The 24495-nt window shown below is 65.7% G+C and carries 20 protein-coding genes; 8 read left to right on the forward strand and 12 right to left on the reverse strand.

Going from position 1 to position 24495, the window contains the following annotated elements; translation table 11 throughout:
* Nucleotides 1-21: 21 nt before the first annotated feature.
* Genes ACK4YQ_RS14045 through ACK4YQ_RS14055 form a run of 3 tightly spaced genes read right to left on the reverse strand, consistent with a single transcriptional unit; the run spans nucleotide 22 to nucleotide 4266 of the window.
* The gene (locus tag ACK4YQ_RS14045; RefSeq protein WP_409612043.1) at nucleotides 22-2145 is read right to left on the reverse strand and encodes a J domain-containing protein; all 2124 of its coding nucleotides are present in this window, start codon (nucleotides 2143-2145) and stop codon (nucleotides 22-24) included.
* Nucleotides 2120-3097 (reverse strand): DUF4928 family protein, encoded by a 978-nt coding sequence (locus ACK4YQ_RS14050; protein ID WP_409612044.1) that lies wholly within the window; start codon nucleotides 3095-3097, stop codon nucleotides 2120-2122. The genes ACK4YQ_RS14045 and ACK4YQ_RS14050 overlap by 26 nt, the downstream gene beginning before the upstream one ends.
* Complete coding sequence (locus ACK4YQ_RS14055; protein ID WP_409612045.1) at nucleotides 3094-4266, reverse strand: DNA cytosine methyltransferase; 1173 nt, start codon at nucleotides 4264-4266, stop codon at nucleotides 3094-3096. The genes ACK4YQ_RS14050 and ACK4YQ_RS14055 overlap by 4 nt, the downstream gene beginning before the upstream one ends.
* A gap of 240 nt (nucleotides 4267-4506) precedes the next feature.
* On the opposite strand from ACK4YQ_RS14055, the gene ACK4YQ_RS14060 reads away from it, so the two are divergent.
* Nucleotides 4507-5412 carry a DUF3883 domain-containing protein gene (locus ACK4YQ_RS14060; RefSeq protein ID WP_409612046.1) on the forward strand — a complete coding sequence of 302 codons (906 nt, stop codon included), beginning with the start codon at nucleotides 4507-4509 and terminating at the stop codon, nucleotides 5410-5412.
* A gap of 37 nt (nucleotides 5413-5449) precedes the next feature.
* Here the strand turns inward: ACK4YQ_RS14060 and ACK4YQ_RS14065 are convergent, their stop codons facing one another.
* On the reverse strand, nucleotides 5450-6910 hold the full coding sequence (locus ACK4YQ_RS14065; protein WP_409612047.1) for a DUF2779 domain-containing protein: 1461 nt from the start codon (nucleotides 6908-6910) through the stop codon (nucleotides 5450-5452).
* 65 nt (nucleotides 6911-6975) lie between these two features.
* Nucleotides 6976-7374 carry a thermonuclease family protein gene (locus ACK4YQ_RS14070; RefSeq protein ID WP_409612048.1) on the reverse strand — a complete coding sequence of 133 codons (399 nt, stop codon included), beginning with the start codon at nucleotides 7372-7374 and terminating at the stop codon, nucleotides 6976-6978.
* Nucleotides 7375-7541: 167 nt separating this feature from the next.
* Here ACK4YQ_RS14070 and ACK4YQ_RS14075 point away from each other — a divergent pair, with 167 nt between their 5' ends.
* Nucleotides 7542-8756: a hypothetical protein gene (locus tag ACK4YQ_RS14075; protein WP_409612049.1), complete on the forward strand. Its 1215-nt coding sequence runs from the start codon at nucleotides 7542-7544 to the stop codon at nucleotides 8754-8756.
* A 78-nt stretch (nucleotides 8757-8834) separates the two neighbouring features.
* Here the strand turns inward: ACK4YQ_RS14075 and ACK4YQ_RS14080 are convergent, their stop codons facing one another.
* The 6 genes from ACK4YQ_RS14080 to ACK4YQ_RS14105 form a co-directional block, all read right to left on the reverse strand.
* A complete protein-coding gene (locus tag ACK4YQ_RS14080) occupies nucleotides 8835-10220 on the reverse strand; it encodes a Fic family protein (RefSeq protein ID WP_409612050.1) in 1386 nt (461 codons plus the stop codon).
* 171 nt (nucleotides 10221-10391) lie between these two features.
* A complete protein-coding gene (locus ACK4YQ_RS14085; protein WP_409612051.1) occupies nucleotides 10392-11735 on the reverse strand; it encodes a hypothetical protein in 1344 nt (447 codons plus the stop codon).
* A gap of 307 nt (nucleotides 11736-12042) precedes the next feature.
* The gene (locus ACK4YQ_RS14090; RefSeq protein ID WP_409612052.1) at nucleotides 12043-12969 is read right to left on the reverse strand and encodes a plasmid partitioning protein RepB C-terminal domain-containing protein; all 927 of its coding nucleotides are present in this window, start codon (nucleotides 12967-12969) and stop codon (nucleotides 12043-12045) included.
* The gene (locus ACK4YQ_RS14095) at nucleotides 12966-13856 is read right to left on the reverse strand and encodes a plasmid partitioning protein RepB C-terminal domain-containing protein (RefSeq protein ID WP_409612053.1); all 891 of its coding nucleotides are present in this window, start codon (nucleotides 13854-13856) and stop codon (nucleotides 12966-12968) included. The genes ACK4YQ_RS14090 and ACK4YQ_RS14095 overlap by 4 nt, the downstream gene beginning before the upstream one ends.
* Nucleotides 13856-15427 carry a recombinase family protein gene (locus tag ACK4YQ_RS14100; RefSeq protein ID WP_409612054.1) on the reverse strand — a complete coding sequence of 524 codons (1572 nt, stop codon included), beginning with the start codon at nucleotides 15425-15427 and terminating at the stop codon, nucleotides 13856-13858. The genes ACK4YQ_RS14095 and ACK4YQ_RS14100 overlap by 1 nt, the downstream gene beginning before the upstream one ends.
* Before the next feature lie 87 nt (nucleotides 15428-15514).
* Nucleotides 15515-15895 carry a helix-turn-helix transcriptional regulator gene (locus ACK4YQ_RS14105; protein ID WP_409612055.1) on the reverse strand — a complete coding sequence of 127 codons (381 nt, stop codon included), beginning with the start codon at nucleotides 15893-15895 and terminating at the stop codon, nucleotides 15515-15517.
* Nucleotides 15896-16511: 616 nt separating this feature from the next.
* Here ACK4YQ_RS14105 and ACK4YQ_RS14110 point away from each other — a divergent pair.
* The 4 genes from ACK4YQ_RS14110 (at nucleotide 16512) to sppA (ending at nucleotide 21290) form a co-directional block, all read left to right on the forward strand.
* Nucleotides 16512-17471 carry a serine hydrolase domain-containing protein gene (locus ACK4YQ_RS14110; protein WP_409612056.1) on the forward strand — a complete coding sequence of 320 codons (960 nt, stop codon included), beginning with the start codon at nucleotides 16512-16514 and terminating at the stop codon, nucleotides 17469-17471.
* 66 nt (nucleotides 17472-17537) lie between these two features.
* Nucleotides 17538-18152: a GAF domain-containing protein gene (locus tag ACK4YQ_RS14115; RefSeq protein WP_409612057.1), complete on the forward strand. Its 615-nt coding sequence runs from the start codon at nucleotides 17538-17540 to the stop codon at nucleotides 18150-18152.
* Nucleotides 18153-18274: 122 nt separating this feature from the next.
* Nucleotides 18275-19408 carry a DSD1 family PLP-dependent enzyme gene (locus ACK4YQ_RS14120; RefSeq protein WP_409612058.1) on the forward strand — a complete coding sequence of 378 codons (1134 nt, stop codon included), beginning with the start codon at nucleotides 18275-18277 and terminating at the stop codon, nucleotides 19406-19408.
* A gap of 106 nt (nucleotides 19409-19514) precedes the next feature.
* Nucleotides 19515-21290, forward strand: coding sequence for a signal peptide peptidase SppA (gene sppA / locus ACK4YQ_RS14125; RefSeq protein WP_409612059.1), 1776 nt, complete (start codon nucleotides 19515-19517; stop codon nucleotides 21288-21290).
* A gap of 4 nt (nucleotides 21291-21294) precedes the next feature.
* Here sppA and ACK4YQ_RS14130 read toward each other — a convergent pair whose 3' ends face one another.
* Nucleotides 21295-22329, reverse strand: a complete 1035-nt coding sequence (locus ACK4YQ_RS14130) for a retroviral-like aspartic protease family protein (protein ID WP_409612060.1) — start codon at nucleotides 22327-22329, stop codon at nucleotides 21295-21297.
* 102 nt (nucleotides 22330-22431) lie between these two features.
* On the opposite strand from ACK4YQ_RS14130, the gene ACK4YQ_RS14135 reads away from it, so the two are divergent.
* Nucleotides 22432-23601: a 2OG-Fe(II) oxygenase gene (locus ACK4YQ_RS14135; RefSeq protein ID WP_409612061.1), complete on the forward strand. Its 1170-nt coding sequence runs from the start codon at nucleotides 22432-22434 to the stop codon at nucleotides 23599-23601.
* 62 nt (nucleotides 23602-23663) lie between these two features.
* Nucleotides 23664-24458: a hypothetical protein gene (locus tag ACK4YQ_RS14140; protein WP_409612062.1), complete on the forward strand. Its 795-nt coding sequence runs from the start codon at nucleotides 23664-23666 to the stop codon at nucleotides 24456-24458.
* Nucleotides 24459-24495: the final 37 nt, after the last annotated feature.

A 24495-nucleotide genomic window follows, 5' to 3' on the forward strand; every position in this document is an offset into this window, starting at 1 on the left:
GGCGACGCCTGCCGAGACTTCCTAGCTACTCCACCAGTTGGGCGCCCCGCTAATTTCGGCGCGGCCTTGGCGTGTCTCCACGATCAAGCGGCCATGTGAGAAATAAACACGCCTGATCGGATCCCTAGTCGCGACACTTCCAAGGTAGTCACCGGCAGGAGAGAACCAACGCATGCGCTTCTTTTCAAGCAGGCCAAAGCCGTTCTCTGCCACCAGCAAGTCTCCGCCATCGAATGTATCGACGAGCGCGCAAAGTGCATTGCCGCGCAGCACGTAGAGGCGCGTGTCCGTCAGCAGGTAGAGGTGACGTCCAGTGTCGATGATCTGCCTCGGGACCGCTCCGATATCGTAGACGCGCACGCCTTCGCCACGCTCATCCACCTCCACCACACGGCCTGAGTAGCCAGCGAGGTAGGCGCCGTGCGACGACGCTGCAAAGCTCGCTGCGTAGATCCAATCGGCAGCGAACTTTTCCCCAGCCTGAAGTCCCATCGTCACTGTGAACGTCAACCCGTCAGCCTCGAAGGCGTGTCGATCAAGTTCGCGCTTGAAAACCGTTCCTGTGAATTTCGGGAGCAACGACGCTTCGATCCCTGTCAACACCGCAGCGGCAGCACTGAGCGCCTGCATTTTCTCAGTCGCGCCAACGTCGTCGGGATTGAAATCCGGGTGCCACTTCTTGGCCAGCGCCCGGTAGCGGGTCTTAATCTCCTCCGGTGTGACTGGCAGCGCCAACTCCATCAACCTAAGAGCACGCTGAATTTCGTCACTGGTGCCGAACTGGCCAGCGGGCGCGGCGACAGCTGTCCACCCGTCCTGGATTGGCAGCCGGGCGCCCCAGAGGCCTTTTCCGTCCAGGCTCACACACCACGCTTCATCAACGACCGTGAAGAGGTATCGTGAGCTGTCCCGCGAGAGAGCGACACAGCGAAGATGGTTCTTCAGCTCGCCTTCGGAAATCTCAAATCGCTTTCGGATTTCCGAGATCTCGGGCGCGCTCGAAACCGCCGTCTCGAGGATGGGCTTCAGCTCATGGTCGTAGGCATGGAGATGCGCATCGCGCGAGAGCGCGATCAGTCCATCCCCCAACGGATGGACGCCGAGGCGGTAGGTGTCGTGGAGAAGCGCTGCTTTTGCCGCCACCTTCCCCGAGCGATCGTACCGCATCGCCGATGCCGGAATGGCGCCAAGCCCTTCGGCCTTTCCGAGGTCGTCAATCAGAATGACACCGGTCTGGCACGGATGCGAGATCCGGTAGGCGGAATCTGGACGCCCGCTTGCTGGGATCTTTTCGACGGACGTTATGGTCCAATCCGCATCGCGGACCTCGAATGGACCGTCGGCATCTGAAGACTTCGCTCGCTCCCGACCGGCTTGGGCTTCCTCCCACTTCAGAGGCGAACGGGGAAGCGGGACGTATTCAAGGTTTGTGACGTCGACCTCACGGAGGCGAGGCGGGACCTTATCGATTCTGTGCGAACCAACCTCGCGCTGGGGTGGCGGAACCGGCACATCCGCGGAACCTGGCGGGAAGAGCTTATAGGTCCGTCCGGACTTCACGCGCGCAACAAGGCCCGCTTTCTCAAGATAGCTGGTCAACGTCGCGATCCGCGAACCGTCCTCTTGGCCAAGTTGCGTCTTAAGCGATGCCTGAAGACAGCCCGGATGCTCCGCGACCACCATCTGGATACGCGCGAAAAGGTTCAGGTCGCCGAACGCGAGCTTCACCCGATCAGCCCACGCCGCAAGATCAGGCGACGCGGCAACTGTGTCTGCCATTTCACGGAGCCCCTGATCGTCTCCAGTAAGAGCGAGGGCGATCGCGCCCTGCTCAATGGCCGGGATCGAGGCGATGTCGAAGGAGCCGTAGCTCTCGCGCGTCGCTTTCACCCATCCAGGGATCAGTTTCAGACTAATTCGAGTTTCGGCCGCAGCAGCAACATAGTCGCGCCGAGACATAGCCGCTTGGATGCGCCCCATACTGTCATAGTAGCGATCCATCACGTCGCCGCTCGGTTCGCTGGAGCTTTGGACGATCATTGAGCGTTGGAGGGATTCGGAGGCGTCGCGGGATTGCGGACGATCCAAGCCGAAGAGACGTTTCAAGAAGCCCATGGGCTCAACCGCCGCGCCCAGCTGCAGCAACTTCGATTCTTAGCGAAGGGTCGGTTTCCACCTTCCCAATGATGGCGTTGTAGCGATCAAGCAGCTGAACCACCGCCTGATTTCGGCCAACGATGCTGTCGCCAGCGCGATCGAGAATCTCGGCAGCCAGCCACTGCTCTACGTCGAAGACGTCCAGTCGCTCGGCGATGCCTGCATTCTCCGCGAGGCCAGCAGCGACTGTCACCCCCCGGGCCGTAGTAACAATTACTGGCCGCTGCCCAGAAGCAAGGTTTGCCTGGCACTTTCGGATCAACGCCTCGCCCGGCGCCGTTGAGACGTGAATGGCGAGGTCACCGATGTTGAAGTCGCCAGGCCGGGCCTGTCCCTCGTCCTTGGTCGAGGCAGAGTGGTGGCCAATGGTCGCGCCAAAGACACCTTCGAGCTTAGCCCCGACTAGATGCTGCATGATCGTACCCACGACCATTGTTCCCTGCATCTCCTTCTGTCGCGCCTCCGCCTGGGCGAAGAGATGGCGGAAGGCGGATCGCAGGCTCAGGGTAGGATCGATGCGCAGCACAAAGGGCTTTGCCGCGAAGAACTCGCGCACCCGCGCAATCCAGAACTTCTCCACCGCATCCAAATCGAACGCGCCTTCGGCCGATCGGGCGTTCAAGAAGGCGACATACGCACTCATCTTGCCAAGCGATCCGCGGCTCGTCCGCCCGCCCTCCTCCGCTAGCACACGGTCGATGCCGTGCCGGGCAAGGATCTGTTGAACCTTACCTTTGCCGAGGCCGAGCACCTGACCTTCCTTGTCTGTGCGCAAGCGGTTCGGGTCGAGCGGCAGGCCCATGACGCGGGCGTGGTCAGTGACAACCAGCGGAAGGCAGAGCGCGCCCTTGGAGCGTATGCCGTGGGTCTCCGCGAAATGCGCGAGTGCTGCCTCCAGATCGAGTGCTTTGGCGTCTTCGATCGCAGAGGGGGCGCTCACTCGGCCGCCATCCGGTCCGAACCGCGCACAGCAAGCACGAGGGGTTCGAGCAATTGATTGGCAAGGTGCCGGACGACCGGAACGACAACGCCGTCACCAACCAGATGATATGCGTCGTTGTAGCGCGTCGGCAGACTGTAGCTGTCAGGCAGCCCCATTAGGCGTGCCGCCTCGCGCGGCGACAGCAGTCGCGAGCGGATCTGCTCACCATCCACAATCAAAAGGCTCTGGCGGGAGGAGCCGCCAGCGGGCGTCCGTAGACATCCGGCAATGTCGTCGAAGCGGACCTCAGCCTTTACGGAGCGACCGCCATCCTGATCAGGACGCGTCCGGCGGTAGAGCGTGCCCACCATCCGGCGCCCCGCCGTCTTGGCTAGCTCGACCTTCCGTCGGTTCAACGCAGACATGCTTTCCAGGAGCTTCTTTGTCTGGCTGGGGTCGTGCCATTCTACGCCCTGCGGCTCCTCTTCAAGCAGGTTAGCGAACCTCGGCTGCGGGTTGGTCGGCTCAGCAAGTTTCCACCAGATCCAGCGAGCAGCGAGCGACGGCGTCAGCTTCGAATGCGCGTTGCGCAACATTGCCGGTGACCAGGCGTCGCCAGCCTCATGCAGCGTGAGTTCAGCGGGAACCTCAATATCCTCGCGCACCGCAACCACGAACACCCGCGGCCGCGACTGGGGGACAAACCACCGGGCGTCGAGCACGAGCGCACCAAAGCAATATCCACTGGCCGCTAAGGTCTCTGCGATCGCAGCGAAATCGGCGCCCCCTTTTGAGGTCAGCACGCCTAGTACGTTCTCAAGCACGATGACGGGCGGCGCACGCCCCTCTCTCTTGAGGTCCTGCATCAGTCGCCAGAACGGCCAGAAGGTTCCCGAACGGGTGACTTCGTTGGCATCGTGACGACCAAGTCCCTTGTAATCCCCGGCGAGCGAGAGGTCCTGGCAAGGAAACGAGGCCCAGACCAGGTCGGCTAGACCCGGGAGGTTGGCCACGGAGATCTTGGCCACATCCTCACAGACAAGATGCTCCTCGCCCCAATTGTCAGCATAGGCGCGAACCTTCATCGGATCGAAGTCGTTGGCGAAAAGGCAAGTCCAGCCCGGCCCTAGGCCAGCTCTCGCCATGCCGCCGCCGGCGAAAAACTCGTAGAAGCTGAAATCCGTCACCGACGCTCAATTCCGAATCAAGCAGGGCGCGAGTTGCGCTTCCGGGACATAGCATGAACGAACCCATCGGGCAGCCGGTGGGCAGGCGGGCAAGCGAACAGCGCGTGTGACGTCTACGCCTGCAACCGTCAGCCACCCGTGCTGGCCAGGTCAAAGGCTGGCGCCGCTTCGCATCGACGTGCCACTGTAATGAATACGGTTGCCCATTTGGCGTCCGCCATTCTCATACAGAAACGCCTGATGCCGCTTGTCCTGACCACCAACGACGTTGTTCTCAATCCCGACCACGCCTGGAACGACATCACGGGCGTCCAGTATCACTACCCCAATCAGTACAAGAACAAGATCCGGACGGGCGAACCATTCGTCTACTACCGCGGCGTTCACCGGAAGGATGGTCCTCGCGGCCAGGCCGAATACTTTGGTCGCGGCCGGATCGGGGAAATCCGGCAAGATCCTGCAACAACGGGGAGTTCGCGGCCGTCCTGGTTCTGCACCATTGAAGACTATGTGCCGTTTACACCGCCCGTCCCCGCCAAGCCGGATGGCGTCTTCTACGAGCAGATCGCCCCAAACATGTGGCGCAACGGCGTCCGCACCCTCGATCAGGACGTGTTTGAACGGATTGTCGCGGCCGCCGGACGCCCGACGGGCACAAGCGCCCCGACCATCGTTCCACAGCCAGCCACGCCGCAAGCCGCCGATAACCTGATCGTACCCAGAGGCAAAACTGTGGGCGGCGGAGCCAATGGTGGCTACCGGAAATCCAAGCGCGCTAAGGAAGTTGGCGATTGGGCTGAACGCGCCGCCCTCGCCTTCATTCGTCATACTCTGGGCCCAGCAACTTTGGTGCACCGAGCCGCCGAGGGCGAAAGGCCGGGCTGGGACATCGACTATGTCGACTCATCCGGTGAACTGCAGCGCGTCGAGGTGAAAGGAACCGTGTCCGCAGCCTTCACCAGCATCGACTTCACCGCCGGCGAACTTCGTGCGGCCCAAACTCATGGCGATAAATTCTGGCTCTATCTTGTGGCAAATTGTTTGACCGATCGCGCGCAGGTGCAGGCAATCCAGAACCCTGCCGCGCGCCTCGCTGAGGGTGATTGGACGGCCAGGCCAATCCTCTTCAATATTCTGCTCGGATGAGGCCGAAGGAGGTGGACCACCACCTCATCCAAGCGTTTCATGCCGAAAGCGCCCGCACCAGCTCGACCATGGCCAGGGTATCGAGCCCACAATAGCTGCTGAGCTGCCCATGCAGCTGGACTCGGCGTTGCAGCGTCGTTTCCGGCGCGGTGGCTTCAAGATATGCGATCTGCGCGCCCTGCCCATCCCGCACACCCTCCAGGTCCGAGTAGGAGAGATGCGGCGCCACCACCGGGAGCACCGCCTTGATGGAGTACGATCCCCTCATGTCGCGGTGATAGTAGTGCGCTCGAACAAGCGGGAGCGCGTCGACGAGACGCTCAGCACGGGCCATCAGCGCGTCGCTGAGGTCCGGAAACCTGGCAGCTAGACCGGTGATGCAACCGCGTTCAAAGGCGACATTGTAGGTGATGATTGCTCCCTCATCGCCGATGCAGTCGATCAGAGCCTCGGCGCAGGCGCGGCTCGGATCATCGCCTGACAAGTCGAGGAAGCCGGCATGCGTGAGCGCGCCGTCGGCCTCTTCTACGTGACACGAAAATTGGAACGGGACGGCTTGGTAAGGCCGGGTGCCGGCCCAGGGAGGAACCACATGGGCGATCGTCTCGAAATCGAGGTAGTGGCGCGGGAATGACCATGCGCCGACCGCAGCGGCGAACGCGGCGCGGTCGTGGTAGGGCACGCCAGAGCGCGTCGCTTCGTGAATGCGGACTTGGGCGGGCGGCTCGATAGCGCCGACCGGCACGTCACGGAGATCGTTGTACCCCGCCGCTGAGAGCTGAGCCGCGATCTTCTTGCCGGCGACGCCGGGCAGGAGTGTGACGGGATAGTCAGGCTGCGTCGGCGCATTCTGTAGGCAATAGGCAGTGAATGGACACTCAAAAGGGTCTGAGCAGTGCGGACCCGGCTCCTTCGCCGGCTCGCCAGCCAGCGCGAGTCCCCAGGCCTCGCGGACCAGGTCCGCGCGTCCTGAGACCAGGGGGCCAAGCTCGCCGTGGACATCAGCATCCTTGAACAGGCCCGCGTAATCGCCGCCACCAGGGTAGGTGAAGCTGGTGTCCACGTGCCGAATGACGGCGCCAGCGAGGGGCAAACCTGCGCCTTGAGTCACCCAGACCTGAGTGGCGAGGTCGGCGAGTTGGTAGGCTTTCACCGACCCGCTGCTCTTGACCTCGATCATGCGCCAGCCGCCCTCCTCAGGCAGCAGCACATCGGCCCGCACAAGGACGCGTTCATGTCGAAACGCGGCTTCGAAAATCGGGCGGTCCGGGTGAGCCTGAACTAGCTCGGCCGTTTGCTCGACAGCGGCGACGGCATCGATCTCAGTTACGGCCACACCGTTCGGGAGAAGCGAGCGCGCCAGTCCTCCGACCTGATTGCCGCCGGCGAACAAGGCCCCGCTGGCGACTGCGGCCAATTCGGGCCGATGCACGGAGAGCCAGAAGCGCTTCTCGCATTGCTCGTACTCGGCGATCCGAGATTTGGTGAGGTGTTCCATGGCCCAGCTCCCACCCCACGGTTGCGAACGAGACAATCAGCGTCAAGGTTTTGGCCGCATCGTCGTCAGCGCCAGCCGTTCCCACCCTCGATCACACCACGTCGACGCAGCAGGTCGCCCAAGTCGGCGCCGTATAGCGAACACTGCGCCACAACCCGATCGTAGGAACGTTTACCCGCCCGGCAGCTAACCTTCCTGCCCTCCGCGAGATCGCTCAGCGCCTTCTTGGCTTCACGGCCGCCTGGCGCGGCAAGTTCTGGCGCATAGAAGTCCGACAGGCGCACTTCGATCCATGTACCGGGGTCGGCCGAAGGCCCGACGCAGAGGCTGTCTCCATCACCAACGTAGCGAACCGCTCCGGAAAAAACGGTCCCGGCGGACGGCAACGGCGCCGTGCATGGATCAGCATGCGCCAAGTGCGGAACCGAAAGGGCCATGGCAAGGACAACGCCGCTGCGGATCACCGTCTATCCCTCGTTCTATTAGGAGGCGCGACCGCACGCGGCGCGCGATCGAGATGGGCCTCCTCGGCGGATAGCCCAAAGGCGTCTTGCGTGGGCGACTCTGCCGACGCGCCGTCAATAACTACTTACGATTGCGCCCGGAAAATGCGCTCTGAGAATGAGCGAGATTGACCATGGCGCGCCGTCAAACACCTCGGCCTACCGAAAGGCGGCTGCCGCGCCGCCTCTATGGGTTCGTGGACTCTGTGATCCCGGCGGAGGACGACAATCCACGCTCGCGGCTAGCGCTTCACCTCGACGCCGTCGACGCCGACCTCTTTGATGCCGATCCTCTTGCTATCGAGCGGGACGACGCCCTCTTCCTGGTCAGATTGCTTACTACGCCCGACCGACTCCGAGAGTTTATTGGCGTCCATCAGGCCATCCCCGAGGAAGGCTCGTGGGTGAGCCTCACCACCGAGAAGTCGCCCGGCAGCCCGCGCGCATGGCTAATCCCCTCTGAAGGTGATGTCTTTGGTGATCCCATCCCCACTAACGCTGTCGAAGTGGCAACTGGAGATGCGTTGGATCCCGACGCGGTCGCGCGCCTTCGCGCGGCATGCACCTCTCCCAATACGACCCGGACCGAGGCATCTGACCTTCGCGCATTCATCGCCCTAGTCCCCAACGAGACTTCCCGGATTGAAGCGATTGATGTCGGGCAGGCCGCGTGCGTTGCCTTCTTGGATCGAGATCTGTGCGTCGGCTATTTCGACGTCGGCGCCCCGATCTTCTTCAATAGAGGCTCCTTCCCGCGACACCTTGCCCACACTCCCAGCAGCGAGGGCGTCATCATCCTCTCGCACTGGGACTTTGATCACTATGCGCTAGCCTACGACCATCCGATCCTCCGGACGCTGAAATGGTACGCTCCTGACCAGTCGGTCGGCCCACGCACGGCGAAGTTTCAGAAGTCACTCGGCTCCAACCTGAATTTTATCTCGGGCTCGCTCGACCTGGGCAGCTTCAAGTTGAAGCGCTGCAATGGACCTGCGAGCGACCGGAACAACTCCGGGTACGCGATGCGCGTGGCATATGATGGACAAGCCGTGCTGCTCACGGGCGACGCCGGATATCACGCAATTCCCACCGATCTTCAGTCCAACCTGACGGCCGTCATGATCCCGCATCACGGCGGCAAGGGCGCAACGCCACCGCCGGGCCCCTGCGCCAAACACTCTGTGGCGGTCGCCTCCTACGGGTTGCCGAATAAGTACCGGCACCCCTGCGAAGATCAGCTCGACCTGCACGACAAGGGCGGATGGGAAATCCAGAGAACAGCTCGGCACGGTAAGCCGCCGGCCACTCCGAGGGGCAATAGGAAGCTCCTTCCCATACCTTAGGATTCGGCTCGCCCCTTACGTCTGAAGGCGAGAGCGCCCCAGCCTATGCAAGCTGAAGCGAACGCCACTCGCGCCCCCTCAGGCCGCCCGGCTTAGAGCGTGGGCGACAGCCGAGACTAATGGCGGGTTGGGATGAAACCCCTGTTGATGGAGCGCCGTGAGACAAGCCTCGAATTCGCGGTAGGTCACGGCAGCCTGCTCGCTGCGCTGTGCCAACGCCTCAATCTCACCAGCGAGGTCTTCAATCTGGCGCTGGCGCGCCGCCGTCTCCGCCGGTGTCGGCATACGCGGCCCATCCCAGGCGGAGATGGCCGCATGCGCGCGAGTATAGGCGGCGACGGCCCGCAGAGCTTCCGCAGGCGTCTCGATCAAGGAGTAGCTCGTGCTGCGCCCACCGGCCGGATCCTTGACCAGGATCCTGCGGCGCAAAAGATCGTCGATGTCCCGAAGCGCCGTGTCTGGTGAGGTCTTAGTTATGATCGCCCACTTCGAGCTGGTCAGCTTCCCCTCAAATCCTTCAAGGAGCAGGTCGAGCATGCGCTTTTGACGCTCGTTGAACGCCTGCCCCGCCAAGGCCTCCCAGAAGCGCGCCTTACGAAGGACATTCGCCAAAGTGGTCTCGGCGCCGTCAAATGCACGATCGAGACACCCCAGGAACCATTGCAGCCAGGCGGTAATGTCGAGCCCGTCCTTCTGGGTGCGCTCCAGGATGGCGTAGTAGGCGTTCCGCTCGAGGCGAATTTGCGCGGACATGCTGTAGAAGCGTTGCGCGCTGCCTTCGGAACGGGCCAGCGCAAGATCGGCGATGGCGCGCGCGATCCGGCCGTTCCCATCGGCGAAGGGATGGATGGTGACGAACCAAAGGTGAGCGAGGGCCGCCTTCAGGATCGGATCTAAAGTGTCATCGCCGTTGAACCAGGCGAGGAAGGCCGACATCTCGGCCTCCATCCGCTCGGCAGGCGGCGCTTCGAAATGAACGTGCTCACGCCCGATTGGGCCGGAGAGGACCTGCATGGGGCCAGAGGCTGCATCGCGCCATGCGCCGACCAGGATGCGGCTCATCCCGCTCCGGCCCGTCGGAAAGAGCGCGGCGTGCCACGCGAATAAGCGCTCGTCGGTGAGCGGCGCACCGTGATTTTGGGTGGCGTCCAACATCATCTCGACGACGCCCTCGACATGTCGGTCGGCCGGCGTGAGCGCGCCGATATCCATCCCCAGGCGCCGCGCGATAGAGGAGCGGACTTGGCCCTTGTCGAGTTGCTCCCCCTCAATCTCGCTCGATTTGAGGACATCTGCGGTGAGTGTTTCCAGGACCGCCTCGGCTCGACGCTGAAATCCCAGCGTCTCCATCCGGCCAATGAGCTTGCCCTGCCGAAGGCGGACCGCAGCAAGCTGCGCCTCGAGCTGCTTATGGTCCCAAGTCAGATGGGGCCAGTCGCCCTGTTCGTGGATGTAGGTCGCCATTTTCTCCGCACTTTCTGCGGTGAAAATGGCGCTTATTCCCCGCACATGCAAGCACTTTCGCCGCACATTATGCGGTGATTATACACCTCAATCCCCGCAGCCTAAGCACGGACGCCCTTCAGGCAGGGCCAAACGCGGCACTGTTTGCGCGCTCGAGAAGGCTCGTGAAAATCACTCTTCGTCCTCGAAGCCCTCAATTTCCCAACGGATCTTCTTCTCATCTAGCGCACGCCGAGCATCGTCGAAGAGCGGCGAGGCGACGAATCTTAAGGCGCTGACATCGACGAACTCAGTCACCGATCCGGGAGTCGCGACAAGCTCAAGGCGCTCTACCTTCGAACATTCCCCGTGAAGATTGGCAGCCGTGACGCGCACGCTCAGCTCGGCAGGACCATCGTGGTCCACCTCGAGCGCCATGACCCCGTCGAAGGTCCAAGTCTGACCATGTCGGAAGTCAGCGCAATTGGCTGTAATGCGTCGATCTCGCGCGGGCGGATCCGAGAAGGCGAACTCATGGCGACCGACATGGGGTGAAATCAGGTCGCGGATAGTCGTCATTCCCGCAAGAGGACTGCGGGGCTGAGGAGCCCGTGGCCCGCCTGGGGGAATGAAAACGAACTTGTCGTGCAGCCTGCCGCCGGAGGCCCGAAGCTCCACCACCACATGATCAGCCCTGATGGCGCCGACGTTCATCACCCGCACAGTGAACGATCGCTGATTGAAGGCGCCTTGGAGCCTCTCTGCGTAGTTGGCGAAGAACTCCGGAATGGTTGTGTTCAAGTACTCGTCGAAACGATCATCGAACGAACTGTCGTGGTTGAAATAGTCGCCGCCCAACCCCCACTGACTTTGCCGCGACGGGCCTTTGGTCTCGCGGCGGACCAGTGCGATCGCTGCGGCTGTCGCTTCCGGCGAAAGCGGCTCCAGGCGGTGGAGGCAAACTGGCCGCTCGCTATCGATCTCGATTTCAATCGAGATTTCCGGTTCGGCGCTCCTCAGCTCCCGCACTTGTTGCTTGAGACGTTGAATCTCCTTGTCAGCGGGCCCCGGTTCAGGCGGCCTAAGCCAGTCGTCTGATATGTGATGCGTCATCAGCCCGCGGCCGGCCGCGAACGCGATCGGCTTGATGTCGTGACTCACAAGCCGCTTTTCAGCGTGCGGGACTCCGCGTGCATGCAGGGTCTCCGCCACGATGCGCGCATCCCCGTCATCGGGGTCCAGCTCATCGTAGTCGCCCCAAGGGATGCGATCGCAAACGGCAAGGCAAAGCTCGACGCGAGGCGCAGCTTCGCGCAGCACAACAGGCGCTCCAGATGAGATCGACGACGCAATGAGCCGATTGAACGCGCGGGCGTGTTTGCCCAGGCGGCCATCGCGCTTCTTTGCATCGATCTCCTCCATCGCCTGCGGCGTTATGAGCGCGAGGATCGGACCGCCGGCGTGCAGCTCCATCCACGGCAGTTCGGACAGATCTCGTCCCTCCAGCACCACATTGGCGTCGAGAAAGGCCTTCAAGGCGTAGACGCCACACTGAGGCAAAGCGCCCCGTGAGCTCGCGGCCCCAACGCCGGATGATTCGTTTCCGCCTGGCATGACGCCGCAGCATAGGAAGCCCGCGACCGCGCCGCCACGCACCACCGCCCACCATGCCGCCTTTGAACGCGCCGGGCGACGACTCGCCCGGCGCGCTGATCTCGGCCGATCTGATAACGACCGGCCTGGCGGGCTCCGCGCGGGTTCGCCGCCATCCCCGCCTCCGCCCTCGATCCGCCCCACACGACGGCGTCTCCGACGGTCCCGGCGCTTGAAGGGTCCCGGTCCCCTAGTTTGGCGCCGCGGCGCTCACCTCGGCTGGCAGACTGGTGAGCTCGGCGATCGCCTGGAACTCGGTGAGGTATTCCGGGCGCTGTTGCGCGAGCCAGCGAACGACGCGCGCGTTGCCGAGCAATCTGGTGAGGTAGGCCTTGGCGACCGTGAGATGCAGATTGTCGAGACCGAAGGTCTCTTCGACCGACTTGATCTGGACCTGCAGGCTGGCGAGTTCGCGCTCCAGCCGCGCGACCTGCTCGCGCGTCACCGCGTTCGTCGCGGCGCCCTTGCGCCGCGGCTTGGCAAGCTGACCCTCTGGCGTCGCCGCCAGCATGGCCATGGCGATCGGCTTTCCGAAGTTGCCCTGGTTGATCATCATCTGGGCGGTCTCGAGCTGGCGGAACGGCGCCATTTTCCGCAGCACGTCGAACACGGCCATCGGACAGGGCGTGTCCTTGAGAAGCTCGGCTGTCTCCTCGCAGATCCCGTCCATCAACTGCGCGCGCCGTTGGATGGACTGCACATTGATGCCAAGCGCCCCGGCCAATCTCTCCGGCGCTACGCCACGTTCGATGGCGCGGACTACCATTCGGTGCTCCTGGGGCGCCGACAGACGACTGATCCGCTTGTTGTAGGTGAAGGTGTCGTCGTCGGTGGCGACCAGACAGGTCACCTCCGTTTCGCCGAGGTCCTTCAGCGCCTCGATCCGCAAGTGGCCGTCGAGTAGGAGGTGGCGGCTTGGATCAGCCGGATCTCCAATGACCACAGGCGGCTCGACCAGGCCGACGGCCTGCACCGAAGTGAGAATCTGCCGGTACTTCGAACTGAGTTTCACGCTGGGCCGCAGGCGCTTCATTGGTGTCAATGACGCGATCGGCAGACGGACACCACGCCGCTCGAACGCGAGCCGTACACCCGCCAGGTTCGTCTGGTCGCTCATCGCACGCCGCCCGCGACACGGGCGTCCAGGGCTCGCGGCATGGTGTCCAACTGCTCGGCGCGTAGGAGGGTGGCGAAGGCCTGGTCGGCGCGTAGCTCCTTCAACGCCTGGATGACGAACAGTAGCCGGCTCTGAACGAAGTCGGCCTTCTTGGTGATCAAGCGCTGCCGGTCCGCCTCGCGCCGAAACACCTCAACCAGTTGCTCGGGAGTGGGTCGTCTCCCATGCGACGCGCGGCCGAAGCGCGCCTCGGCCAATCCACTCTTGCGCCGTCGCTGGTCGAGCAGGCGGCGAACGATTTCGACGTTCCGCCCTTTGATCTTTCCATCTGCATAGGCGTCGGCAAGAGCCTGCTGGATGCCAGCGTCATCGCTGCGCGCGATCGTCATGGCCAGAGTGATCGGGATTATGCCGCTTTCAACAGCGGCGATCAGACGCTCCTCGCCCTTCTCCAGGAGCGTGATGATCATGTTCACCCATGAGGGCGATGTCCCGATCTTCTGGGCGATCTCGGCGTCGGTGTAGCCGCGCTTCCGCAGTTCGCCGACCTCGCGCAGATTATCGACGCCCCGATGTTGGGGCCGGGCGATGTTTTCAATGAGGCTTCGGACAAGGCAGTCCTCTTCCGGCATGTCGACGATAATCGCCGGGACTTGGCTCTGGCCGAGCGCCTGGAACGCCTCGATCCGGCCCTCACCACACACGAGGTCATAGCGAACTTGGCCGCCGGGAAGCCTGCGACGCGCCACCGTAATCGGGCGCTTCAGCCCGATCTCCTCGATGTTGTCGGTGATTTCGCGATGGTTCTTCCGGTTGCGGGCTCGCGGATTTAGGACGCCAATCTGATCGATCGGGATCATCTCAACGATGATGTCGGGCTGGTCCATCACGCCACCTCCGCGAATGGAATTCGGGCCGTCAGCGCAAACAGGTCGCTCAGGTCGTCGAACCTGTAGGCGTCGAGCGACAGGCCATTTTCCTCCGCCAGCCGCAGCCGATCAGAGATGAGATCGATGCGCGGGAAGAAATAGAAATCCAGTATGGCGCGATTGGCGGCGTCCATCCGCACCGCGATGGTGATGTCGGGGGCAAGGCTGGTGTCGAAGTGCAGGCGCCAACGATAACTGCCCGCCTGGGTCTGACGGCAACGGGCGATGACGATCGACAGGGTGAGTTCATCGTTGACCCGCAAGAGACCATCGGGCCCGGGACCGGCGACCGTGCCGCCCGCCTCGCGCACGCCCGCTACGACCTGCGCCACCACGGTTGGATAGAGGTCTCGCAACCGGGCATTGATGCGTAGGTAGCGGTAATCGCGCTGGGGACGGTAGCCGATCAGCTGATAAGCACGCAGCAGGCTCCCGAATCGAGAGCGGTAGGCGCTGCTGGACGGCATCGCCTCCTCCTCGTCGATGATGAGCCCCGACAGCGGCCCCTTCGTCTCAAAGAGCCGGCGCAGCTTGGCCAGCATCTCTTCGTCGGTGAACCGCCGTGAACGTTCGAGGATGATCTGGCGCGCCTGTTGGAAGAGATGTTCGGGCACGACCGGTTCAAACGCGCCTTCGGCGCGAACCCACATCTCGGGCGGATTGCGGACCCGCTTTTGCTTCAGCTTGAAGGAGGAGCGATTGAAGACGTTATGGCCAACATACTTTTCGTTGGTGAGCAGCTGATGCACAGCGCCGCGCGTCCACGGGCGACCCTGGTCTGCTGCGACACCCTCTACGTTCAGCTGGTCTGCGATCGCCCGCTCGGTCATGCCCGTGACGACGAAGCGCTGATAAACTTGTTTGACGATGGCGACTTCGTCGGCGGGCCCCGGCACCAGAATGACCCGGTCGGTCTGCAGGCTCTTGTGCTCGCCCGGGCCGAGTATGCCCTTGGCTTGGCCCTTGTCATCGACCAACAAGCGGCGAAGCCCATAGCCCGCCACTCCGCCCTGGCGGAAGCCGAGTTCGATCAGGCGGCACTGACCAGCGAAGACCTTTGAAGAGAGCTCGCGGCTATACTCGCCCGCCATCGCCCGCTTCACGCTCTTGAAAATGGTGGCCATCGGCGTGCCGTCATTCTCAAACGGCTCGGCGCAATAGACCACGCGCACGCCGGCTCGGCGGCACAGGTATTCGTAGTAGGCGCTTTCGTCCGCGTCCTGGAATCGCCCCCAGCGACTGATGTCGTAGACGAGCAGCACCTCGAAGTGGGCGGACCGACCCTGAATATCTTCGAGAAGCCGCTGAAGGCCTTCGCGACCGCCAATATTGAGCCCGCTCTTACCCTCGTCAGAATAGGTCCGAACGATCTCCATGCCGTGGGTCTCGGCATACTTCAGAATGGCGTCGGCCTGGTTCTCGGTGGAGTAGCGCTGGTGGTCTGTCGACATGCGCACGTACTGAGCCGCGCGCAAGCGCGTCTCGCCCGGCTTGGAGGCATCAACTTCTGTGCCACCGGAAGCGGCCATTGCCGCTCTCCTCAATCATGATCTCATGATTTTAAGGAAACAGATTGTTACGTTCGCCGCAAGCTCGTAGGAATGCGCGGCGTAAACCTAATGCTTAAGCTCAAGCTCGGAGCAAGCTGAGCCTGTATCGCTGGAGAGGCGTAGGAGTAGTTCTGACTGCAACTCCTTCGGCATTCGCCGATAGGCAGCGACCAGCTGTTGCTCATCGGTTGACAGGTCGGATGTCTCGTCCGTGACGATGGACCATGGCGCACAATCAAGGACCGCGGCCAGGCGCTTCAGCCAGGTGACTGTAAGCTGCCGCTTACCCGTTTCCAGGTAGCCAATTTCCTGAGGGGTCACACCGACGCGCCGCGCAAGCTCGGCGACACTCAGTCCCCTTGCCTCACGAATGGACTGCAGCCGATTTGGAGCGGGATGGGCCCTTCGCAGTCGTGAGGAACGAGCGGGTCGCGACGCGGAACTCACGCTGAAGCCACGATGCGATGGAAGCCAATTGAGACCAACCGCGCCGACGCGACTTCAAAGGGACGCGCCCGGCTCGGAAAATAAAATAATATTCTCAATTGCTTGCGCGCCATCCAGCCCTAGAAACTCACGCCCTCGACCGTATCGAGGAGGCCCGATTCAGGCTGATTTGTCTCCCATTTTCCGGGAGACCTTTTGCCCAGCGACTGCACACACGACCATTCCTCCCCGCGCCAAGGCGGGGTGATATTCCCCCTTCCAGATAGTGGCTCCGGCGACCAGTCCCGTGCGCTGTGGAGCTGTCCCTCAAGCCGCGGCCGTCCGGGCCCGCGGCGTCAGACTCGACAACCGTTCCGTGCGGCGCCGGCTAGTCCGCCCTCGGGCGGGCGTCGTCGACTAGGATGCGGGGATCGGGCCCCCAGGTGCGCAGGTAGTCGTCGGCGGTCCGGATTTCTTCTTGGGTCCGGGCGATCACGGCCCCCACCGCGAAGTCCGGCAGACCAGAGCGCCTGCTGCTCCAACCATTCTTCCGTGCCGACGCGACAGTTTCTCTCGCGCGTCGCGCCCATCCGCCCGAACAGGCTAGGGTGCGGCGGACGAGGTGAAGGAGGCGGCCATGCCGCACAGCCGCCAGGAGGCGCCCGCCGGAGCGATGCAGGACCTGCTCGACTACGCCCGGGCCCAGGGGACCACCGGCCTGCGGGTGATCCAGGATGGCGAGGTTCTCGTCCGGGCCGACTGGCCGGCGACGGACGAGGCGTTCGCCGCCGCCTTCGTCCATGGCGCCGGCCCCGACGGCGCCCTCCTGGAAGACGTCGCCTCCCAGCAGAAGAGCTTCGTCGCCGTCCTGGCGGCGATCGCCGCGGACAAGGGTCTGATCGACTTCGAGGATCCCGTCAGCCGCCACCTGGGCGCGGGCTGGTCCCGCGCGGCGCCCGACCAGGAGGCGGCGATCCGGATCGTCGATGTCCTGACCATGACGTCCGGCCTGGACGTCCGGTTCGCCTGCGCTGGCCCGCCGGGTGCGGCCTTCGTCTACAACACGCCCGTCTACGCCGTGACCAAGCGCGTTCTGGAGGCTGCGTCCGGGCGCGGCCTGGAGGCCCTGACCCGCGCGTGGCTGACCGCGCCCGCGGGCATGACGCAGACCGACTGGCGGCTCCGGCCAGCGGCCCTGGGCGATGTGGGCAATCCCACCGGCCTCGTCACCACGCCGGACGACGTGGCGGTCTTCGGCCGGATGGTGCTGGACAGGGGCCTGGCCCCGAACGGCCGGCGGGTCGTGTCCGAGGAGGCGCTGGCGGCGCTGTTCGCGCCCACGCCGGCCAACCCGGCCTATGGGCGGCTCTGGTGGCTGAACGGCGGGCCCTGGGCCATGCGGGTCACGGGCGAACGGGTCGAGGGGCCGCTGATTCCCTCCGCGCCGGCGGACGTGCGCGCCGCGCTCGGCGCGATGGACCGCAAGCTCTATGTCAGCCCCGGCCTGCGCCTCGTCGTCGTGCGCCTCGGCCAGGCGGCCCCGGACAAGGCGTTCGACGACGCGCTCTGGCGCAAACTCGCGCCGATCCTGCGCTGATCCTGGACGCCGGTCGTGTGCTGACGGTATGCATGGGGGGCGGTCCCGGGGGTAAGGAGACCCGCCATGTGGCGCTTCATGCTCAAGGAGAACATCAGGCGCTTTCGCGCCCTGATCGACGCCGAGCCCTCGACCGCCGAACGCGAGCACCTGCAGCGGCTGCTGCTCGAGGCCGAATCCGACCTGCAGGACCTGGAGCAGGCGTCCACGCCGGACCTGGCGCACCGGGACGCGGCTCTGCAGATGCTGGCCGAGCAGTCGATCGACGAGGCCATGCGGCTGCTCGACGCCCAGTTCGGCCTGCTGCAGGTCTGGAACGAGGATCTGGACGGCCTGGTGATCCTGGCCCAGCGGAACTTCCGGCCGCAGTTCCTGCATCATTTCGCCCTGGTCCGGCCGGGCGACGGCTCGGTCTGCGGCCGCTCGATGGCGGACGGCTCAGCGGTCGCGGTGGACGACGTGGGAACCGATCCCGCGTTCGAGCCTCACCGCCACGTGGCCCAGGACGCCGGATTCCGGGCCGTCCTGTCGCTGCCGCTCAAGGCGACGTCGGACGCGCCGATCGGCGTGCTGTCCACCCATTTCCGCAGTTCGCGGCGCTTCTCCGACCAGGAACTGGGGCGCGTGGCCAGCCATGCGCGCTCGGTGGCCAGCGCCGTCGCGCCGCATCTGCACGCGTAAGCCGCCGGCGGCGGACTTCGCCGTGGGCGCGCGCCCAGCCTCGAGGACGCAGAAGCGGACTTGGCGCCGCTTCCCCCGGCCGGCGTTTTCGCGCACCTTCCCGGCGCCAAGGAAAGGCCCGCATGACCTACGCCCAGACCCTCCACCAGCACCTTATCGGCCGCCAGGGCTCGCGCCGCGACCTGAACACCCCGGCCCTGCTCGTCGACCTGGACGCGCTGGAGCGCAACATCGCCGCCATGGCCGATCGCGCGCGCCAGGCGGGACTGGCGCTGCGCCCCCACGCCAAGACCCACAAGTGCGCCGCCATCGCGCGCCGGCAGATCGAGGCGGGGGCGCTGGGCGTCTGCTGCGCCAAGCTGGGCGAGGCCGAGGCCCTGGCCGACGCCGGGATCGGCGGCCTCCTGATCACCTCTCCGGTGGTGGGCGCCTCGGCCGTGGCCCGGCTGGCGGCCCTGGCCGCGCGTTCGGAAGGGCTGATGGCGTCCGTCGACCATCCCGCGGCGGTGGACGCAATCGCCGCGAGCGGCGCACGGATGACCGTGCTCGTCGATATCGATCCGGGTCTGCACCGCACCGGCGTCGCCGACGCCGAGGCGGCGGTGGCGCTCGCCCGACGGATCGAGGCCGCGCCGGGCCTGACCTTCGGCGGCGTGCAGTTCTATTGCGGCTCGCAGCAGCACATCGAGGCCTTCGCCGAAAGGCGCGCGGCGATCATCGAGCGGACGGACTATCTGAAGTCGGTCATCGCCCGGCTCTCAGCGGCCGGCCTCGCGCCGAAGATCGTCAGCGGCGGCGGCACCGGCACCCACGCCATCGACCTCGAGCTCGGCGTATTCACCGAACTTCAGGTCGGCTCCTACGTCTTCATGGACCGCCAGTATGAGGAATGCGACCTGACGGGCGACGGCCGCGTCCCGTTCGAGACCTCGCTGATGCTGGACGCCCGGGTGATCAGCGCCAACCACGACCGGCTCGTGACCGTGGACGCCGGCTTCAAGGCCTTCGCCACCGAGGCCGGCGCGCCCCCGATCCTGGCCGGCGCGCCGGCGGGGTCGGCCTATCACTTCATGGGCGACGAACACGGCTGCATCGTGCCGCCCCGCGGAGAAAGGCCGCCGGAACTCGGCGAAGTGGTCACCCTGGCCGCCCCCCACTGCGATCCTACGGTCAACCTGCACGACGCCTACCACGTGATCCAGGGCGACACCCTGGTCGACATCTGGCCGCTGGAGGCGCGCGGCCGGTCCGCCTGACGCCGAGGCGCCGCGACGCGTGGTCCACCTTCGCCACAACCTCTTCATTTGCCGGGCGCGACGCCCGATATAGGGTCTGCCCGGATGGCTGAGGGCGGGAGTCTCAATGAAACAGTTCTTCGTCACCATGGCCGGGGTGTTCGCCGGGCTGGTGCTGTTCCTGGTGGGCGTGCCGTTCCTGCTGGTGGTGATGGCCGCCGGCGCCGCGCGCCCCCCCGCCACGCCGGCGCAGTCGGTGCTATCCCTGGACCTGCGCGACCCGATGACCGACCAGGATCCGCAGAACCCCCTGAGCGCCTTCGGGCGGCGCAGCCTGTCGGTCATGGGGGTGATCGAGACCCTGCGCCGGGCCGAGCGCGACAGCCACGTCAAGGGCCTGTTCGTGCGCCTGCCGGAGGGGGGCATGGAGCCGGCCGCCGCCGACGAACTGCGGCTGGCGATCAAGCACTTCCGCGCGTCCGGAAAGCCTGTCTACGCCCATAGCCAGGGCCTCTACCCAACCGGGGTCGTCACCTCGACCTACATGGTCGGCGCGGCGGCGGACGAGCTGTGGATGCAGCCGGCGGCCTCCTTCCAGGCGACCGGCCTGGCGACCGAGGACCTGTTCTTCAAGCGCCTGTTCGACAAGTACGGCGTCAAGGCCGACTACCAGCAGCGCTACGAGTACAAGAACGCCGTCAATCCCTACCTCTACACCGACTACACGCCCCAGCACCGCGAGGCGACGCTGTCGTGGATGAACTCGGTGTTCAGCGCCGCCGTCGCCTCGGCCGCGAGCGACCGCAAGACCGAACCTCACGCCCTTCGCCGCACACTGGAGGCGGGCCCCTATTCCGCCGAGGAGGCGCGCGCCAAGGGTCTGATCGACCGCGTGGGCCAGGTGAAGGAGGCCGAGCAGGCGATCCTGAAGAAGGCCGGCGGCGAACAGTTCCTCGCCTTCGAGGACTACATGCGGTCCCGGCGTGACCGCTCGACGGCCGGATCAGGCCCGATGATCGCGGTGGTGGAAGCCGAAGGGCCGATCATCACCGGTCATGACGGCGTGGCGAATCCCTTCTCGACCGGGCCGACCATCTATTCGGACGACCTGTCCGAAGCGATCTATGACGCGGCCGAGGACGACGACGTGAAGGCGATCGTCCTGCGGGTGAACTCGCCCGGCGGCTCGGACACGGCCTCCGAGCAGATCCTCGCCGCCGTGCGCGCCGCCAAGGCGGCCAAGAAGCCGGTGGTGGTCAGCATGGGGACCTACGCGGCCTCGGGCGGCTACTGGATATCGTCGGAAGCCTCGGCCATCGTCGCCCAGCCCAGCACCCTGACCGGCTCCATCGGCGTGTTCGGCGGTAAGTTCGTGTTCGGACCTGCGCTTGAGAAGCTGGGCGTGGACGTGCACGGGCTCGACGTCGGCGGCGACTACGCCGACGCCTTCGGCATCGGCCGCACCTTCGACCAGTCCGAGGAGGCGGCCTTCTCCGCCTGGATGGACCGGATCTACGATAGCTTCATCACCCGTGTCGCCGAAGGGCGAAACCTCAAGCCCGACCGGGTCCGCGAAATCGCCAAGGGCCGGGTCTGGACGGGGCTGCAGGCGCGGGAGATCGGCCTCGTCGACGAGCTGGGCGGCTTCTACCAGGCGGTGGACAAGGCCAAGGCCCTGGCCGGCCTGACCGGGGACGTCCGCCTCAAGCGCATGACGCCGCACGCCTCGCCGATCCAGGCCCTGGAACAGGTGCTGGGCGTGAGCGCCACCTCGGCCCGGACCCTGGCCGCCGCGGCCTGGATCCTGGGCGACCCGCGGGCTCAGTCGATCATCGACGAAGTCGCCGCGGAGCGCATGCGCGCCAGCGGGGCCAAGGTGCTGGCGCCCACGCCCCTGCACTGAGACCTCAGCCCGGCGGCAGGCGGCGCAGCGCCCGTGAGGGCGTGCGGAACAGCACCCGGCGGTTGGCGAAGTCGAGCTCGACGGCGTCGAAGTGGCGCATCACGTCGATGCCGATCAGGATCGCCGGGCGGTCGCTCAGCTCCCAGAGGCGGAAGATGTGCAGGTCGGCGAACACCGCCGACAGATTGCCGATGGTCAGGCCGCCCATGCGCAGGGGCGGCACGCTGGACAGCTCGCCCTGGGCCCGCTGGCCCGTGGCGCTGATCAGCTCGACCACGGTCGTCTGCGCCGTCAGGGCGAAGGGCGTCGCCTTCAGCCGCTGGTGCAGCACCAGGTTGCCGACCGTGTTCTGCGAACCGGAATCGAGGAAGGCGGTGACCGGCGAGCCGCCCATGTCGGCGTCGATGATGATCAGCTGGCCGAACCGGTAGCGCGCCGGCACGATCACCACATTGGCCGCCGCAGCTTCCTCGGCGGCGTTGTCGCGCAGCCGGCCGTCGGAGACGTTGCGCCGGGTCACCGGCTCGGCGTCCGGCTTGCCGATGGTCAGCCGGTTGCCGGCGAAGTCCATCGCCACGCGGCGATTGCGCATGACGTCGACCCCGAGCAGGCCGTCGGCCCCCAGCCTGGCGCGGTCCAGCATCGGCGCGCGGAGCCGGCGGGAGGCGACGCGGCCGATGTCGAGGCGGCCGATGTTGACGGTTTCCGAGGGCTCAACCCCGGCGATGCCGTGGATTTCCGCCCGGCCCGCCAGCGGCAGGCCGAGGGAGAGGGCCAGTTCCCGGGCCACCACGGTGCGGTTCGCGCCGGTGTCGACCACGAAGTCGAATGGCCCCTGGCCGTTGATGAACACCGGGGCGGTCATCCGTTCGGCGACGTCGGCGGCCGAGGCGAGGGCGGCGGTGTCGCTTTCGTCCTGGGGCGCCGGCGGCTGAAGATCCATCGCCACGCCGGCCTTGCGCGGGGCGGCGAGCGCGCCGGCCGGCGACGCCAGCGCCGCACCGAGAATCGTGACGGCCTGCCTCCGTGTCCTGATCAAAACGACGGTCCTCCCCTGGACCGCACAGTGGTCCAGCCCGCGGGCCGGGCGCAAGGGCGCAGCCGGTTTTCCAAACCGGCCGCGCGGCTGTAGAAGGCGTGCATGAGAACCTATGAAGAGGTGTTGGCCGCGGCCAACGCCGGCGACCCCGCCTCGCAGGACCTGCTCGGCCAGGCGGCGGAGCAGAGCGGCCGCCCCCAGGAAGCGCTCCAGTGGTGGGCCAGGGCGGCCAAGAGCGGCTATCCCGCGGCGCACGCGCGCATCGGCCTTTGGCAGCTGGTCGGACTTCACGTCGAGCAGAACATCGGCCAGGGCGTGGAGCGCATCATCGCCGCCGCCCGGGCGGGGGACCTCTTCGGCCTGAGCCTGGCCGGCGTTATCGATGCGGGCGGCGTCGGCACGCCCCGGGACCCGGCGCGCGCGATTCGCTGGTTGGTCCAGGCCGCCAAGGCAGGCGACGCGCAGGCCGGTTGCCAGCTCGCCCTGCTGGCGGGGCTGGACGGGCCGGCCGCGCCGATGGCCCTGCCCGCGCTCGCGGGCGCGGCGGTGGCCGGCTTCTCCCCGGCGCTGCGGCTGATCGGCGAGCGCGACGCGCGCACCGGCTCCGTAGACCTCGACGCCTTGGGCGCGGCGGTGGACCTCGCGGCCTGGGATGCGCCCCTGGAGCACCAGCGCCTGAACGACGCGCCCGGCGTCTGGATGGTCCCGGATGTGCTGCCGCACTGGGCCTGCGACTATGTCAGCGCCCTCGCCGAGCCGGCCCTGCGCCGCGGCATGGTGGTGAACGAGGCCGGCGGCGAGAGCGTAGAGGACATCCGCGCCAACCGCGTGATGCACTTTGGCCTGGTGGACAGCGACGTGATCCTGGAGCTGATCAACAACCGCCTGGCGGACGTGGCCGGGATGCCGCCCGCTCACGCCGAGGGCCTGGGAGTGCTGCACTATCGGGTCGGCGAGAGCTATGCGCCGCACGTGGACTACATCCCCGAGACGCCGGCCAACGCGGCCCAGCTTCAGGCCCGGGGGCAGCGCGTGCGCACCGTGCTCATCTACCTGAACGAGGACTTCGAGGGCGGAGCGACAGAGTTCCCGCACCTGGGCCTGGCCTTCAAGCCGCCCAAGGGCTCGGCCCTGGTCTTCGACAGCGTCAAGCCCGACGGCTCGTTGGAGCCGCTGTCGCTGCACACCGGCGCCTCCCCCACCCGCGGCGAGAAATGGGTGATCTCCAAGTGGTTCCGCACGCGGCCCCTGCGCCCGCAGGCGCCGGCCTGAGGCAAGGTTTCGCAAGCCCGCCGCGCCGGCTAGTGTGACGATCCAATCAAGCGGAGGTTCATGTGCTGACGGCCAAGGTGATCAGCCGACCCGACACCCTGGGCGCTGAGGTCCAGCGCTTCTCCCATGCGCCCCTGCGCAACACCGCCTTCCTGAACAGCGTGCCCAAGTGCGGCACCCATCTGGTGCGCAACATCGTGCGGATGTTCGTGCCGACGCAGCAGCACTACGACCGCGAGTTCCTGCAGATCCCCAATCTGGAACAGCACCGGGCCGCCCTGTCGCCCCAGCGCCCGATGTTCTCGGTGGGCCACATGCTGTTCGCCGACATGTCGCTGATGGCGCTCAAGCACGCGAACATGGTGGTGCTGGTGCGCGACCCCTACGACTACGTCCTGGCGCGGGCGCGCTTCAACCTGTCCGACCAGTTCGACCATCCCCAGCAGAACCATCTGAAGAACGGCGCCGTCACCGTCGAGCAGATGCTGAACCTGGTGATCTTCGGCATCCCGGGGCGCGGCCCCGCCCTGCGCGAGGTGTTCCTGTTCCACGCCGTCGCCTGGCTGGGCACGGGCGTGCGCCTGGTGCGTTACGAGGACGTGGTGGCCCACCTGAAGGCCCTGGAGACGCCACAGGCCGAGACCTTCTTCGCCGATCTCCTGCGCAGCTTCGGCGTTGAGCGCCTGCCGCAGGATTGGCGCGAGCGGGTGCGCATCGGCTCGGACCGCCAGCACAGCGCCACCGCCCGCGAGCACCTGTCCAGCGGCCAGGTGATCCCCGAAGAGCTGCCCGACACCCAGAAAAAGCTGGTCGACCACATGGCCCCCGGCCTGCGCGAGCTGCTCGGATACGCCTGACCGCCCAGGGTTCCTCGACGAGAAAAGCGCCGCCGGT

Origin of the sequence: Phenylobacterium sp. (genome assembly GCF_046291545.1) — a bacterium.
Lineage (GTDB): Bacteria > Pseudomonadota > Alphaproteobacteria > Caulobacterales > Caulobacteraceae > Phenylobacterium.

Excerpts from the sequence above, each read along its gene's own strand:
- ACK4YQ_RS14120 (WP_409612058.1), top strand. The coding sequence starts at position 18,275 with ATGACCTACGCCCAGACCCTCCACCAGCACCTTATCGGCCGCCAGGGC.
- ACK4YQ_RS14065 (WP_409612047.1), bottom strand. The coding sequence starts at position 6,910 with ATGGAACACCTCACCAAATCTCGGATCGCCGAGTACGAGCAATGCGAG.
- ACK4YQ_RS14095 (WP_409612053.1), bottom strand. The coding sequence starts at position 13,856 with ATGGACCAGCCCGACATCATCGTTGAGATGATCCCGATCGATCAGATT.
- ACK4YQ_RS14100 (WP_409612054.1), bottom strand. The coding sequence starts at position 15,427 with ATGGCCGCTTCCGGTGGCACAGAAGTTGATGCCTCCAAGCCGGGCGAG.
- ACK4YQ_RS14115 (WP_409612057.1), top strand. The coding sequence starts at position 17,538 with ATGTGGCGCTTCATGCTCAAGGAGAACATCAGGCGCTTTCGCGCCCTG.
- ACK4YQ_RS14060 (WP_409612046.1), top strand. The coding sequence starts at position 4,507 with ATGCCGCTTGTCCTGACCACCAACGACGTTGTTCTCAATCCCGACCAC.
- ACK4YQ_RS14110 (WP_409612056.1), top strand. The coding sequence starts at position 16,512 with ATGCCGCACAGCCGCCAGGAGGCGCCCGCCGGAGCGATGCAGGACCTG.
- ACK4YQ_RS14135 (WP_409612061.1), top strand. The coding sequence starts at position 22,432 with ATGAGAACCTATGAAGAGGTGTTGGCCGCGGCCAACGCCGGCGACCCC.
- ACK4YQ_RS14080 (WP_409612050.1), bottom strand. The coding sequence starts at position 10,220 with ATGGCGACCTACATCCACGAACAGGGCGACTGGCCCCATCTGACTTGG.
- sppA (WP_409612059.1), top strand. The coding sequence starts at position 19,515 with ATGAAACAGTTCTTCGTCACCATGGCCGGGGTGTTCGCCGGGCTGGTG.
- ACK4YQ_RS14090 (WP_409612052.1), bottom strand. The coding sequence starts at position 12,969 with ATGAGCGACCAGACGAACCTGGCGGGTGTACGGCTCGCGTTCGAGCGG.